The organism is Flavobacterium sp. SOK18b, from assembly GCF_014156605.1.
GTDB classification, from domain to species: domain Bacteria; phylum Bacteroidota; class Bacteroidia; order Flavobacteriales; family Flavobacteriaceae; genus Flavobacterium; species Flavobacterium tiangeerense.
On record NZ_QKNZ01000012.1, the window covers coordinates 61,122 to 75,516 of the forward strand.

Sequence of the window (14,395 nt, forward strand, 5' to 3'; positions counted from 1 at the left end):
CAATTTTAAAGTTTACAAATAAACAAGTACGAATTACAAATCACATCCCAAACATTAATTTAGTTTAAAATTAATTTGCATTTTCTCTAACTCAAATAGTAATTCATTTGAAATTTTAACTTTCAATTTTCTACTAGCCATTGCTAGCTTTGTAACTACTTTTATCTCCTCAACCTCTTCTACTTTTACTACTGCCGTTGCTTCACCCATTTCCCCATTTCTGGCATCAACTTCTTCTAAATCATCTGCAAAATTCATTTCTTCTGGATCTATGTCTGGTGTTGCAACTGGAATAAGTTTTTTTATTTTTTCGAGTTCCATTACTTCAAATGAAACGGTGTTATCTCCTTTATACTCTTGAAAAAGCCGACTTAAATTATGAATAAATTCAGCATGTAAATCATTTATGTTAAGATATAAAATGAGTTTTTTGGCAAACGTAGCCAATACATCCTGCAATTGCTTAACCTCTACAAATTGCATTCTTGGCTCACTTTTTTTGCCTGTATCCTGATTGACCCAGCCTTCTTTGATGAGCACTTTTATAAATACAAATTGATTGTTGTATAAAAAATGATAAAACTTGAGGTACTCTTCACCAAAAATTTTGAACTCAAAACTTTCTTCAAATCCTTCGAGTGTAAATATTGCCCAATCCTTACCATTCTTAGCTGTTCGGCGTTGAAAATTACTTACAATACCTGCAAAAGTTAAATTCTTACCTACATATTGTTCCATATTTCTGAGCGCATCTAAACGAGCATTACAAAAATATTTCATTTCAAATCTAAAATCATCCAGCGGATGCCCAGATATGTAAATCCCTACAACCTCCTTTTCTCTTGATAATTTTTCCATCGTGCTCCAATCTTCGCATGGAGGCACTACAGGTTCAGCAATTTGCACCTCGCTAGCATCGCCAAACAAACTTACCTGAGAGGAATTTTCGTTTTCCTGAAACTTAGCTCCATACCGAATCGCTTTTTCATAAAACGTTATTCCGTCTCCATCATCATGAAAATATTGTGCTCTCGTTGTATCGCCAAAAGAGTCAAAACCACCAGCCAAGGCTAAGTTTTCTAACGCTTTTTTATTGGCTGCACGTAAATCAATTCGTTTGGTTAAATCAAAAATGGATTTGTATTTTCCGTCTTTTCTTCTCTCCACTATGGTTGCAACAGCTCCAGAACCAACACCCTTTATGGCGCCCATCCCAAAACGTACCGCATAATCATCATTTACAGTGAATTTATAGAATGATTCATTTACATCAGGACCCAAAACTTGCAAGCCCATTCGCTTACACTCTTCCATAAAGAACGACACTTGTTTGATATCACTCATATTGTTAGAGAGTACTGCAGCCATATACTCCGCAGGATAATTTGCTTTTAAGTAAGCCGTTTGATAAGCAATCCAAGCATAGCAAGTAGAGTGCGACTTATTAAATGCGTATTCTGCAAAGGCTTCCCAGTCTTTCCAAATTTTCTCCAGTTTATCTTCGGCATGCCCTTTGGCAGCAGCCTGACTGATAAATTTCGGTTTCATTTTGTCCAAAACATCCTTTTGCTTTTTTCCCATCGCTTTACGCAAAACGTCGGCATCACCTTTAGAGAAATCAGCCAATTTTTGGGACAAAAGCATTACTTGCTCTTGATAAACAGTAATTCCATAGGTATCCTTAAGTAATTCTTCGCAGGCTTCAAGGTCATAAATAATTTCCTCTTCACCATTTTTTCGCTTGACGAAACTCGGAATATAAGCTATCGGACCCGGACGGTATAAGGCATTCATGGCAATTAAATCGGGAAAAACTGTAGGCTTTAACTCCTTCATGTATTTTTGCATTCCGGGACTTTCATACTGAAAAATTCCAACCGTTTCACCGCGCTGAAAAAGCTCGTATGTTTTTAGATCATCAATAGGGAACTCATCTGGATTGAGCTCAATTCCGCTGCGGTATTTTACTAACTTAACGGTATCTTTTATCAACGTTAGGGTCTTCAAACCCAAGAAGTCCATCTTTAATAAACCAGCGCTTTCTACTACCGAGTTATCAAATTGAGTCACATACAAATCCGAATCTTTGGCGGTAGCCACAGGAACAAAATTAGTAATATCACTAGGTGTTATAATCACTCCACAAGCGTGAATTCCCGTATTTCTTAGATTCCCCTCTAAAACTTTGGCTTGTTGAATGGTTTCACCACCAAGGTCATCTTCACTAGCAAGTCCTATTAATTCTTTTATTTTATCATACTCTTCCGGACGAACCGCTTTTTTTATGATGTCTTCTTTTTCATTTAAAAACCGAGCTAAATTCCACTTAGACGGCATCAATCCCGGAATCAATTTCGCAATTTTATCTGCTTCAAAAAGTGGTAAATCTAGTACACGGGCAGTATCACGAATTGCTGATTTGGTAGCCATTTTTCCGTACGTGATAATTTGCGCCACCTGTTTGGAACCGTATTTTCGGATCACATAATCCATCACGCTGCTTCGACCTTCGTCATCAAAATCGATATCAATATCGGGTAATGACACACGATCCGGATTCAAGAAACGCTCAAAAAGCAAGTTGTATTTTAAAGGATCTATATTGGTGATTTTCAAACAATAAGCCACCACAGAACCCGCCGCAGAACCCCTTCCAGGTCCTACCGAAACGCCCATACTTCTGGCTTCGGCAATTAAATCCTGTACAATCAAGAAATATCCAGGATAACCAGAATTAGAAATGGTCAATAATTCAAAATCCAATCGCTCTTGAATTTCTTCATTAATTACAGGATATCGTCTTCTTGCGCCTTCAAAAGTAAGGTGTCTTAAATAGGCATTTTCACCGCGCACTCCTCCATCAACCGCGTCTTCAGGATTATTAAATTCAACTGGAATTTCAAACTTGGGAAGCAGTACTTCGCGAGCCAAATCATAAATTTCAATTTTATCTACAATCTCCGAAATATTTGAAATCGCCTCTGGTAAATTAGCAAAGAGTTGCTTCATTTCGTCCCCAGACTTGAAATAGTACTCTTGATTTGGCAACCCATAACGATAGCCGCGGCCACGACCAATAGGTGTAGTTTGTTTTTCACCATCACGCACACAAAGCAAAATATCATGTGCATTCGAATTTTCTTTGTCTATATAAAAGGTATTGTTTGTGGCAACGATCTTAACATCGTGCTTTCTTGCCAATGAAATCAAAGAAGTGTTCACCCGATTTTCATCTTCTTGATTGTGGCGCATGACCTCAATATAAAAATCGTCCTTAAATTCATTTTTCCACCAGATTAAAGCCTCTTCGGCTTGGTTTTCACCAATATTTAAAATCTTATTTGGAATTTCACCATATAAGTTTCCAGACAAAACAATAATATCCTCTTTGAATTCCTGAATAACTTTCCTGTCGATTCTGGGTACATAATAAAATCCTTCAGTATACGCAATAGAAGACATTTTAGCCAAATTATGATAGCCTTTTTTGGTCTTCGCCAAAAGCACTATTTGGTATCCATTATCCTTAACCGACTTATTTTTATGGTCCTCACACACAAAAAATTCGCAACCAACGATAGGTTTCATAGGAACTTCGGTAGGTTCCTCGCCATTTTCAACAGCAGCTTTATTTTTGGCTTCAGCCGCCTTGTTATGATATAAAATATCACGCACAAAATGAAAAGCTCCCATCAAATTCGCATGATCTGTCATGGCAACCGCAGGCATTTTTTGTTGCGCTGCCGCTTTGACTAATGCCGCAATGCTAATGGTAGATTGCAATACCGAAAACTGGGTATGATTGTGTAAATGAACAAAGGGCGCATCAACTAAAACTTTCTTATTCTCTGAAAGGACTTCCTTTGAAACAGTTGGCGCTTGCTTATCGCCAAATTGTTGTCGGATTTTATCTGAGGCCTCTTTTAAATTGATATGTTTTAACCCAATGAGTTTGATTTCGGTTGGGTTTTTACTTTGGAAATCTTTGAAATAAGAAACCGGAACATCCAGTTCTTCTTTCGTGAAAATTTCACGACGTATTAATTCTAAAAAACAGCGCGTTGTTGCCTCCACATCGGCAGTAGCGTTGTGTGCTTCGCCAAAAGGTTTATTAAAAAGATACGAGTGCAACTCCGTCAACGTAGGCAACTTGAATTTGCCACCACGACCACCCGGCAATTTTAATAAAGAAGCAGTAATTTCAGTACACGTATCTAGAATAGGCATCGAGCTCATTTGGCTTTCCACTCCCATTCGATAGAATTCGCAACCCATAATATTGATATCAAAACCTAAATTTTGACCCACAATAAACTTCGCTTTACCTAAAGCAATATTGAATTTCTCTAAAACTTCAGACAATGAAACGCCATTGGCATCTGCCAATTCCGTAGAGATACCGTGAATTCGTTCGGCATCATACGGTATATTAAAACCTTCGGGCTTGACCAAATAATCTTGATGCTCGATGAGTTTTCCCATATCATCATGCAACTGCCAAGCAATTTGAATACATCTTGGCCAATTGTCTGTATCTGAAATAGGTGCGCCCCAACGTTTTGGTAATCCTGTGGTTTCGGTATCGAATATTAAGTACATAAATCCCCTCCCCAGCCCTCCCCAAAGGGAAGGGTGCCTAAACCCATAGATTTAGACAGTGTATTTAACTGGTTTTAAACACTTTAAAATTAATGAAAGTAGCAAAAAATGAATTCCAAATTTAGTTTTTTTTGAGTAGAACTAAAGCTAAGTTACTAACAAAAAATAAATTTATTTTCCAAGACTATTCTCCTACTAAAACCAAAATTACTTGGAACAAATCGTCTAAAACGTAATTTATTATAAACATAAAAGACCACATATTGATTTTTGGATGTCGTAGTATTTCATCAAAAAAAAATAACTAAATACAAATGAAAAACAACCAACTTATTCCTAAAATTAGGTTTAAAAAAAGCTTCGTCAAAAGTCAAAAAACGAATTTAAAATTGAAAAAAAAATCAATTTTAACGTGATTTAATTAAATATTCTCAACCCAAACCACTTGAAAGATACAAATACTAACTATTCGATAAATATTAAAAATTAAAAAAAACGACGATACATTTTATCAAAATAAAAACCACACTTTAAAAAAAGAAATCAAAAAGACGAAATTTAGTTATGAAATATTCGGTTGAGATTTTGGGCATCGTATAAATTAGAAAAATCAAAAATATACATTAACTCCTTTTTTTAGTTTTGCGTTCTTGATTATCCTAAGGCTTATTTGGCCGCAAAACTAAAATTTATACAATGAGCACTACATTATTTGATAAAGTATGGGATTCGCACGTGGTGCGCAAAATAGAAGATGGACCTGATGTTTTTTTTATTGATCGTCATTTCATTCATGAGGTTACCAGTCCGGTAGCTTTTTTGGGTTTAAAATCTAGAAATGTATCAGTTTTATATCCTGAACGTACCTTTGCAACTGCAGATCACAATACCCCAACTATAAACCAGCACCTACCTGTTGTTGATGCCTTATCAGCCAATCAATTGCTAGCCTTGGAGGATAATGCAGCCACGTATGGTATTTCACACTGGGGATTAGGACATCCCAAAAATGGAATCGTGCATGTTGTAGGGCCAGAAAACGGAATAACACTTCCAGGAGCCACCATTGTTTGTGGAGATTCGCACACCTCTACGCACGGTGCTTTTGGCGCCATCGCTTTTGGAATAGGAACTTCTGAGGTCGAAATGGTTTTGGCTACCCAATGCATCATGCAACCTAAACCGAAAAAAATGCGCATCAATGTAAACGGAACTCTAAGTAAGGGTGTGGGACCAAAAGATGTGGCGCTTTATATCATTTCTCAACTGACCACTTCTGGCGGAACAGGCTATTTTGTTGAGTACGCAGGAAATGTTTTTGAAGAAATGTCTATGGAAGGCCGAATGACCGTGTGCAATTTAAGCATAGAAATGGGAGCTCGTGGTGGCATGATTGCTCCAGATCAAAAAACATTTGATTTCCTTGAAGGAAGATTATATGCTCCAAAAGGCGAAGCTTGGACAAAAGCCGTAGCATATTGGAAAACCTTAAAAACAGATCCAGACGCCGTTTTTGATGCTGAACTAAATATCGATGCAACAGATATCGAGCCAATGATTACTTACGGAACTAATCCAGGGATGGGAATTGGTATCTCAAAAAATATTCCAAACGCCAACCGAGTAGAAGGTGGCGCCGAAACCTATAAAAAATCATTGGCCTACATGGGTTTTCAAGAAGATGATGTGATGATAGGCAAACCAATTGATTATGTTTTCTTAGGGAGCTGCACTAACGGTCGTATTGAAGATTTTAGGGCTTTCGCCGAAATTGTAAAAGGACGAAAAAAGGCCGATAACGTAACAGCATGGTTGGTTCCAGGTTCTCACGTTGTTGAAGCACAAATTAAAGAAGAAGGACTTTTGGACATTCTTACCGAAGCTGGTTTTGTATTGCGTCAGCCGGGTTGTTCTGCCTGTTTGGCCATGAATGATGATAAAGTTCCTGCAGGAAAATATGCAGTAAGTACATCCAATAGAAATTTTGAAGGAAGACAAGGTCCTGGTTCAAGGACTTTGCTTGCAAGTCCTATTATGGCTGCTGCTGCCGCAGTTACCGGAGTTTTAACAGATCCAAGAAAATTAATGTAGCCTCCTAACTCCCAAAGGGAGAATTTTCAACAAAATAAATAGTACAATTAAAAAAAAACAACTTTCACCTCCAACAACTCCCCTTCGAGGGTTGGGAGCTAATAAAAAATAAAAATGGCATACGATAAATTCAATATACTAACTAGTAGCGCAGTACCACTGCCGATAGAAAATGTAGATACGGACCAAATCATTCCAGCTCGTTTCTTAAAAGCAACTGAGCGTGTAGGTTTTGGCGACAACTTATTTAGAGATTGGCGATACAACTCGGACGAATCTCCCAAAAAAGATTTCGTTTTAAATGACAGTACCTACAGCGGGAAAATTTTAGTGGGCGGGAAAAATTTTGGCTCTGGTTCTTCTCGTGAACACGCCGCATGGGCGGTATATGATTACGGCTTTAGAGCAGTTGTATCTAGTTTTTTTGCAGATATTTTTAAAGGAAACTGTCTAAATATTGGTGTTTTGCCTGTGCAAGTGAGTCCAGAATTTGCTGATTCTATTTTTAAAGCCATCGAAGAAAATCCTAAAACTGAATTAGAAATCAACTTACCAAACCAAACCATCACATTATTAGCAACAGGTCAGCAAGAATCTTTTGCCATTAACGGCTACAAAAAGAACAACATGCTCAACGGTTTTGATGATATTGATTACTTACAAAACATTAAAGAAGATATTGAAGTGTTTGCAAGCACACGCCCCTTTTAATGACAAACACAGCACTAAGCACTATTTTAAATCCTAAAACCTAGCTTGAAAAGAGCTGAATTTTTTTGGGTTCCAAATTTACAATGATGAAAAGAAAAATTGAAATAATGGACACAACGCTCCGTGATGGTGAGCAAACCTCAGGAGTGTCCTTTTCTGCTGCAGAAAAATTGACCATTGCACAATTATTAATCGAGGAATTAAATATTGACCGCATAGAAATAGCCTCTGCACGAGTGAGCGACGGAGAATTTCAAGGCGTAAAAGGCATTATGGCTTGGGCTAATAAACAAAATTACACGGATAGAATAGAAGTACTCACTTTTGTAGATGGCGGATTATCTATTGAATGGATGAAAAAAACAGGTGCTAAAGTTCAAAATTTATTAACCAAAGGATCTTTGAATCATCTAACGCATCAGTTAAAAAAAACACCCGAACAGCATTTTAATGAAATTGCTCAAACCATAACTTTGGCTCAAGAAAATAATATTGAGACCAATGTCTATTTAGAAGATTGGAGTAACGGAATGCGTAATTCCCCTGAATATGTTTTTCAATATTTAGATTTCCTGACGCAACAACCCGTGAAAAGAATTTTACTTCCAGATACATTAGGGGTATTAATTCCATCAGAAACATTTGAATTCATTTCGAAAATCACAACTCGATATCCTTCTATCCATTTTGATTTTCATGCCCACAATGATTATGATTTAAGCATTGCCAATGTTATGGAAGCTATAAAAGCTGGAATTCATGGTTTGCATGTTACCGTAAATGGTATGGGAGAGCGTGCAGGAAATGCACCACTAGAAAGTGCCGTTGCCGTTATCAATGACTTTTTTCCGGAAATAGCAATTGGCGTAAAAGAATCTTCCTTGTATTCTGTGAGTAAGTTGGTCGAAACTTTCACAGGTTATAGAATTCCTGCAAACAAACCTATAGTAGGCGACAATGTATTTACCCAAACAGCCGGAATTCATGCTGATGGCGATAATAAAAATAACCTTTATTTTAACGATCTCTTACCAGAACGTTTTGGTCGAAAAAGAAAGTATGCTCTTGGAAAAACTTCTGGCAAAGCCAATATTGAAAAGAACCTTCAGGAATTAGGCCTTCAATTAAATCCTGAGGATTTAAAATTAGTTACGCAGCGCATTATCGAATTAGGTGATAAAAAAGAAACCGTTACTAAAGAAGATTTACCTTATATAATCTCTGATGTTTTAGACAGCCAGACCTATCAGGAAAAAATTATTGTTGAGTCCTATATATTATCTCACGCAAAAGGCATGCGTCCATCGACTACTTTATCTTTAAAAATAGACGGTGAAATCATTGAAGAGCACGCACAGGGTGACGGACAATTTGATGCTTTTATGAATGCATTGGCAAAAATTTACAAAAGCAAAAATTTACAATTGCCTCAATTGATAGATTATGCTGTTAGAATACCTCCAGGAAGTAGTTCTGATGCATTATGCGAAACTATAATAACATGGCTAAACAATGGTAAAGAATTTAAAACAAGAGGGTTAGATTCTGACCAAACCGTCGCAGCTATCATTGCAACTCAAAAAATGCTGAATGTAATATCTGATTAAAGGCACAAAGGCTCAGGGTGACAAAGGTTCAAAGTTTTTTCTTTATTGCTTTGACTCTAAACCTTTAAATTCTTGAATATTTGAACCTTAAAATAAAAAAACTTAAAAAATGAAATTAAACATAGCCCTTTTAGCCGGAGACGGAATTGGACCCGAAGTAATCAACGAAGCCGTAAAAGTTTCTGACGCCATTGCAAAAAAATTCAATCATGAAATCACTTGGACCCCAGCATTAACAGGAGCATGTGCCATTGATGCTGTGGGCGTTCCTTATCCAGATGAAACCCATGAAATCTGTCTTGCTGCAGATGCTGTACTGTTTGGGGCTATTGGTCATCCAAAATACGACAATGACCCAACAGCAACGGTAAGACCAGAACAAGGATTGTTGCTCATGCGAAAAAAATTAGGCTTATTTGCTAATGTGAGACCTACTTTTACTTTCCCATCTTTAATTGATAATTCTCCTTTGAAACGAGAACGCATAGAGGGAACCGACTTGATTTTCCTCAGAGAATTAACCGGTGGGATTTATTTTGGAAAAAAAGGAAGATTAGACGATGGCGAAACCGCATACGACACTTGTACTTATACAAGAGCAGAAGTAAAACGACTGGCAAAAAAAGGCTTTGAATTGGCTATGAGCCGTTCTAAAAAACTATGTTGTGTGGACAAAGCTAATGTTATGGAAACTTCCCGGCTATGGAGGGAAACCGTTCAAGCCATGGAAAAGGACTATCCAGAAGTTTCGGTTTCCTATGAATTTGTTGATGCCGTAGCCATGCGACTAGTGCAATGGCCCAATTCTTATGATGTGTTGATTACTGAGAATTTATTTGGCGATATATTGACAGATGAAGCTTCGGTAATATCAGGTTCTATGGGATTGATGCCTTCTGCATCTGTGGGCGAGCACACTTCATTGTACGAACCCATCCACGGGTCATATCCTCAAGCAACGGGACTCAATATTGCAAATCCGCTGGCAACAATTTTATCCGCAGCCATGATGTTTGAAGACGCTTTTGGATTAAAAAAAGAGGCAGAAGCTATAAGAGCAGTTGTAAATAATTCCCTAGAGCAAGGAATAGTAACCGAGGATTTAGTCAGCAAAGGAAACAAAGCTTACAAAACAAGCGAAGTAGGCGACTGGCTTGTTGCAAACCTATAAAAACAAAAAAGGTGTCAATTTTCATTGACACCTTTTTTTATAGCTAGAAAAAAATATTAATATCCTCCTCTGTTTCCACCACCACGGTTGTCTCCACCACGGCTGTTTCCACCATAACCACCACGAGAGTCACCTCCACGGTTGTTATTAAAACTTCTTCTTTCACCTTCAGGTTTAGGCTCAGATTTGTTTACTACAATTGCACGTCCTTGAACAGTAGCACCGTTCAACTCGTCAATTGCTTTTTGAGCTTCATCATCATTTGGCATCTCAACAAAACCGAATCCTTTACTTCTTCCTGTAAATTTATCTGAGATAATTTTAACTGAATCAACTGCTCCGTAAGCCTCGAAAGACTCTCTTAAATCTGCTTCCTCAATACTGAATGGAAGGCTTCCAACAAAAATATTCATATGTACTTATTTAAATAATACAACAAATGTACTGCTATTTTTCTCTAATCTACTATATATTAGCTTATTTATGATTTTATTTTGAATTTGCGTTTTTAAAACTAAGAAATAAATACAACAAACTGATCTTTGTTTTTCTAAAACTACCCTGTTTTATTTCAAAAAGAACAGATTGAAAAAATTATTTAATAGATCTTAGTTCCTAAAAAAACTAAAAATCCATTTACCAGAAAATAACAATAAAATCACCTAACCTATTCCTTTACATTATTTTAAAATTCGCATTAGTAATTTGGAATAAAAAATGTATCTTTGCACCCTTAATTAATCGAGGTCGAGTACCTCAAAATTTAATCACAAGATTATGTCAGTAAAAATTAGATTACAAAGACACGGTAAAAAACAAAAACCTTTTTACTGGGTTGTAGCTGCAGATGCACGCTCAAAAAGAGATGGTAAATACCTAGAAAAAATTGGTACTTATAATCCTAACACTAACCCAGCGACTATCGAGTTAAACCTTGAAAGCGCAGTAAAATGGTTACACAATGGTGCACAACCTACAGATACTGCAAAAGCAATTCTTTCTTACAAAGGTGCTTTATTGAAACACCACCTTGATGGAGGTATTCGTAAAGGTGCTTTAACTCAAGAGCAAGCTGATGCAAAATTAGCGGCTTGGTTAGAAGCTAAAGCTGGTAAAGTTGACGCTAAAAAAGAAGGTTTGACTAAAGCTCAAGCTGCTGATAAAGCTAAAGCTTTCAAAGCAGAACAAGAAGTAAATGCAAAACGTTTAGCTGCTGCTGCACAAGCAGAGGCAGATGCTATTGCTGCTGCAACTCCTGCTGTTGAAGAAGAAGTTGCTGAAGAGGCTCCTGCTGCTGAAGAAAACAACGAAACTACTGAAGCATAATTTAGAAGGCGACGATGCGTAAAGAAGATTGTTTCTACTTAGGTAAAATCGCTAAAAAATTTAGTTTCAAAGGGGAAGTTCTTGCCTATTTAGACACGGACGAACCTGAGTTATACGAAAACTTGGAATCAGTGTTTGTTGAATGCAACAAACACTTGGTTCCTTTTTTTATTGAAAGCAGTTCGCTGCACAAAAACGATTTTTTACGAATCCGTTTTGAAGATACAAATACCGAAGAAGAAGCCGATGCACTTATAGGCAATGATTTGTATTTACCCTTAAAAATGTTGCCAAAACTAACCGGCAATAAGTTTTATTTCCACGAAGTAATTGGTTTTGAAGTTGAAGACAAACGTCTAGGAATCGTTGGTAAAATAGAATCTATCAATGACACCACTGCACAACCCTTATTTGAGGTTTTAAATGGTAGTGTAGAAATCTTAATCCCTATGATTGACCATTTCTTGGTTAAAATAGATCGTGAAAACAAAAAAGTAATAATGGATTTACCAGAAGGGTTAATCGAAATGTACCTTTAATTTAGTAGGCAGTAATCAGTATCCAGTCGCAGTGGTCAATCTCTCGAAATCTGCAATTATCTCTAGTTGACTATCATAAAGGACAGCATTCATTACACTACAATCTAACAATACTTATGTCTAAATTCCAATTCAAACAATTTGCTGTTGAACAAGACCGTTGCGCTATGAAAATTGGTACCGATGGAGTTCTTCTTGGCGCTTGGACTCCTATAACTAATAATCCTTTTAGTATTTTAGATATTGGAGCCGGAACCGGAATAATTGCCTTGATGCTTGCGCAAAGAAGCAACGCTGAACAAATTGATGCTTTAGAGATTGACGAAGATGCTTACGAGCAAGCGACCGATAATTTTGAAAACTCTCCATGGAGCGATCGTTTATTTTGTTACCATGCCGGCTTAGATGAATTTGTTGAAGAACCCGAAGACGAGTACGATGTAATTGTTTCCAACCCTCCTTTTTATACCGAAGACTACAAAACGGAAAATGAGCAACGTGATTTGGCCCGTTTTGCTGATGCGATGCCTTTTGAAGAATTGATTGAAGCTGCAGATTTATTACTTTCTGAAAACGGAATATTCTCCGTAATCATTCCTTATAAAGAAGAAGAAAGCTTTTTGGCTATAGCCAATGAATACGAATTATATCCCTTAAAAATCACTCGCGTAAAAGGAACACCAACCACTGAAATCAAACGTAGTTTATTGGCTTTTAGCCGAAATGAAACTACTAATTTTGCAGTTGACGAATTAATTATCGAAACCGCAAGACACGTTTACACTCCAGAATATATTGCCTTGACTAAGGATTTTTATTTGAAGATGTAGAGACTTTAACTACACTCAACTAACAAATACGACTCTTGATAGAAAAGGTAAAACTATTTATAAAAAAAAGAACAGTAAAGTCCTTTTCTAAAATGACTTAGTTCCCTTCTTACATAATATTCATAAAATAAAACGCAATTGTATTTTATTTCATGCATATTATCAACTTATATAGCCACCAAAAATATAAATAACAAGTGAGAGATGAATCCTAAATAAATGCTCTTATCTTAAAAAATCAAAAAGCTAATAAAAAAATTCTTCCATCAGGAGTTAAGTTCAGAATAAATTGCAGGATTTTTTTCAAAAAAACAGAAAATGATGCATATTAATTGAGTTAACCGATCAATAAATATATAGAAAGATTAAAAGGAAAAGTAGTTTATGTTTTAGACTATGTAGAACTAAAATCCAAAAAAATGACCCTTTGAAGAATACCTCCTTTGGTACTAAATCTTAGAAAATAAGAGTTCTATTTTAAATAAATATAAAACAACCTTTTTTTAACTCACAATCAATTAAATTGTAATAAAGTATAAACAAAATCGGATACAAATTAATAAAAAAAAGCACAAAAAATTAATTATTTCTTACTTGTCTATTGTTTAACTTTATTTACACTTTAAGTGTACAGCTAGACTCTACTTCAGCAATATCTTTGTCTTATAAATTTCTTTTAAAGATTTCTAAAATGTAAGATTTAATAGATCAGACAAAAAATTCTATCTTTTATCAGTCTATAGGTAATTGAAAAATAATAAGAAACCAAAAAGTTTGAATTTTGCTTTACATCAGCTTTTTAAACAAGTCATCAATAGATTTTAAAACAAAAAAAGGCATCAATACAAAAGTGCCAAAAAACACATTAGTTTTTAAAACTATCGTGTTAATCAAAAAGATTTTCTCGATTCTAGATTGTAAAATTATACACAAAATAGAGCCGTCTAAATAAACCGCTTGCAAGCAAAAATTAATGTTACTTTTTAAAGAGTTGGTTTGGTAACATTTCTTATAAAAAAATCAACCTCAAAAAAAACAGCCATACTTCAAAAATGTTTTCGACGACATAAAGTATGACTGCAAATAATTAAAAAACAAAAATATGAAAAAATTATTATTTGGCCTAGTGGCTACAGTTATGTTTTCTTTTACAGGGTCTGCAAACACTATTGACCCTACTTTGAATTCAATAAATGAGGTAAGAACAGAAAAAGCAACTATATCTATTCAAACTGCCGATGCTAAAACAGTTTACAATTTTAATTCGATCAATGATTTTAAAAATTATACCGATGAAATCATAGAAGGTGTAAACAATCAATCACTTGATGAAGCTTGTACCGTAACTATTACAATGTCAGTTACTGTTACTGTAAGTGGTGGTATACCTGGTGTAGTGGGCGGAGAAGTGTCAACTACTGTTTCAGGCTCAGTTACAGCTTCATGTGCCGGAGCTGTTGCTGCTGGCAAAAAACTACGTGCTAGTCTTGTAGAGATGGCACAAGGTTAAATAATATAAAA

At 36.0% G+C, this 14,395-nt stretch carries 10 protein-coding genes; 8 read left to right on the top strand and 2 right to left on the bottom strand.

Annotation, left to right across the window (positions count from 1 at the left end; all coding sequences use genetic code 11):
* Nucleotides 1-54 precede the first annotated feature (54 nt).
* Nucleotides 55-4,599 (bottom strand): DNA polymerase III subunit alpha, encoded by a 4,545-nt coding sequence (gene dnaE / locus DNC80_RS03040; RefSeq protein WP_182649113.1) that lies wholly within the window; start codon nucleotides 4,597-4,599, stop codon nucleotides 55-57.
* 696 nt (nucleotides 4,600-5,295) lie between these two features.
* Here dnaE and leuC point away from each other — a divergent pair.
* From leuC to leuB, 4 genes are all read left to right on the top strand, one after another.
* On the top strand, nucleotides 5,296-6,690 hold the full coding sequence (leuC, locus tag DNC80_RS03045) for a 3-isopropylmalate dehydratase large subunit (protein WP_182649115.1): 1,395 nt from the start codon (nucleotides 5,296-5,298) through the stop codon (nucleotides 6,688-6,690).
* A gap of 114 nt (nucleotides 6,691-6,804) precedes the next feature.
* Entirely contained in the window at nucleotides 6,805-7,401 is a 597-nt protein-coding gene (leuD, locus tag DNC80_RS03050; protein ID WP_182649117.1) for a 3-isopropylmalate dehydratase small subunit, read from the top strand.
* 83 nt (nucleotides 7,402-7,484) lie between these two features.
* Nucleotides 7,485-9,008, top strand: coding sequence for an alpha-isopropylmalate synthase regulatory domain-containing protein (locus tag DNC80_RS03055; RefSeq protein ID WP_182649119.1), 1,524 nt, complete (start codon nucleotides 7,485-7,487; stop codon nucleotides 9,006-9,008).
* 109 nt (nucleotides 9,009-9,117) lie between these two features.
* Nucleotides 9,118-10,179, top strand: a complete 1,062-nt coding sequence (leuB, locus tag DNC80_RS03060; protein ID WP_182649120.1) for a 3-isopropylmalate dehydrogenase — start codon at nucleotides 9,118-9,120, stop codon at nucleotides 10,177-10,179.
* 56 nt (nucleotides 10,180-10,235) lie between these two features.
* Here the strand turns inward: leuB and DNC80_RS03065 are convergent, their stop codons facing one another.
* Nucleotides 10,236-10,592 (bottom strand): RNA-binding protein, encoded by a 357-nt coding sequence (locus DNC80_RS03065; protein WP_086454735.1) that lies wholly within the window; start codon nucleotides 10,590-10,592, stop codon nucleotides 10,236-10,238.
* A gap of 364 nt (nucleotides 10,593-10,956) precedes the next feature.
* Here DNC80_RS03065 and DNC80_RS03070 point away from each other — a divergent pair, with 364 nt between their 5' ends.
* From DNC80_RS03070 to DNC80_RS03085, 4 genes are all read left to right on the top strand, one after another.
* Complete coding sequence (locus tag DNC80_RS03070; RefSeq protein ID WP_086454734.1) at nucleotides 10,957-11,505, top strand: 30S ribosomal protein S16; 549 nt, start codon at nucleotides 10,957-10,959, stop codon at nucleotides 11,503-11,505.
* Nucleotides 11,506-11,519: 14 nt separating this feature from the next.
* On the top strand, nucleotides 11,520-12,044 hold the full coding sequence (gene rimM / locus DNC80_RS03075) for a ribosome maturation factor RimM (RefSeq protein WP_086454733.1): 525 nt from the start codon (nucleotides 11,520-11,522) through the stop codon (nucleotides 12,042-12,044).
* A 116-nt stretch (nucleotides 12,045-12,160) separates the two neighbouring features.
* Nucleotides 12,161-12,874 carry a tRNA1(Val) (adenine(37)-N6)-methyltransferase gene (locus DNC80_RS03080; protein ID WP_182649122.1) on the top strand — a complete coding sequence of 238 codons (714 nt, stop codon included), beginning with the start codon at nucleotides 12,161-12,163 and terminating at the stop codon, nucleotides 12,872-12,874.
* Between the two features lie 1,102 nt (nucleotides 12,875-13,976).
* Nucleotides 13,977-14,384, top strand: coding sequence for a hypothetical protein (locus DNC80_RS03085; RefSeq protein WP_182649124.1), 408 nt, complete (start codon nucleotides 13,977-13,979; stop codon nucleotides 14,382-14,384).
* Nucleotides 14,385-14,395: the final 11 nt, after the last annotated feature.